At 63.9% G+C, this 1091-nt stretch carries 2 protein-coding genes; both read left to right on the forward strand.

Features of this window, described 5'->3' with window-relative positions; all coding sequences use genetic code 11:
* A partial coding sequence (locus AB0H50_RS35610; RefSeq protein ID WP_357461691.1) for a Rieske (2Fe-2S) protein occupies window positions 1-221 on the forward strand: 221 nt, incomplete at its 5' end.
* Window positions 218-1091: cytochrome b (locus AB0H50_RS35615; protein ID WP_357461693.1), on the forward strand; the 874-nt coding region annotated here is incomplete at its 3' end. The genes AB0H50_RS35610 and AB0H50_RS35615, both read left to right, overlap by 4 nt.

Consider the following 1091-nt stretch of genomic DNA (forward strand, 5'->3'; position numbering starts at 1 on the left):
TCGGTTGCCCGCCGTCGCTGTACGAGCAGCAGAGCAATCGCATCCTCTGCCCCTGCCACCAGTCGCAGTTCAACGCGCTCGAATACGGCAAGCCCGTTTTCGGTCCCGCCGCTCGTGCTTTGCCGCAGCTACCTATTACAGTGAACGAAGAGGGCTTCCTGGTCGCCAACGGTGACTTCATCGAGGCGCTCGGCCCGGCATTTTGGGAGCGTCGCCCGTGAGTACTGCAACTCAATCCCACGCCGCAAAGGCAGCCGAGAACATCGATTCCCGGTATCACCTTTCGGCCGGTATCCGTCGGCAGATCAACAAGGTCTTCCCGACCCACTGGTCCTTCCTGCTGGGCGAGATCGCGCTCTACGCGTTCATCATCCTGCTGATCTCGGGCGTCTACCTGACCCTGTTCTTCGATCCGTCGATGGCTCACGTCGTGTACGACGGCGTCTACCAGCCGCTACGCGGTGTGGGGATGTCCCGGGCGTACGAGACGACACTGAACCTGTCCTTCGAGGTTCGTGGCGGCCTGTTCGTCCGGCAGATCCACCACTGGGCCGCCTTGATGTTCGCGGCGTCCATCGTGGTTCACCTGCTGCGCATCTTCTTCACCGGTGCGTTCCGCCGTCCCCGTGAGGCGAACTGGGTGATCGGCTCGCTGCTGCTCATCCTGGCGATGTTCGAGGGCTTCTTCGGTTACTCGCTTCCCGACGACCTGCTCTCCGGTACCGGCCTCCGCGCCGCGTTCTCCGGCATCACGCTGAGCATCCCGGTCATCGGCACGTGGATGCACTGGGCGCTGTTCGGTGGCGACTTCCCCGGTGACCTGATCATCCCGCGCTTCTACGTCCTGCACGTCCTGCTGGTGCCGGGCATCATCCTGGCGCTCATCGCCGCGCACCTCGCGCTGGTGTGGTACCAGAAGCACACGCAGTTCCCCGGCCCCGGCCGCACGGAGCAGAACGTCGTCGGTGTTCGCATCCTCCCGGTCTTCGCGGTCAAGTCCGGTGCGTTCTTCGCGATGACCTTCGCGGTCCTCGCGCTGATGTCCGGCCTCCTCCAGATCAACCCGGTCTGGAACATCGGCCCGTACAACC

Source organism: Nocardia sp. NPDC050793 (assembly GCF_040654065.1).
GTDB lineage: Bacteria > Actinomycetota > Actinomycetes > Mycobacteriales > Mycobacteriaceae > Nocardia.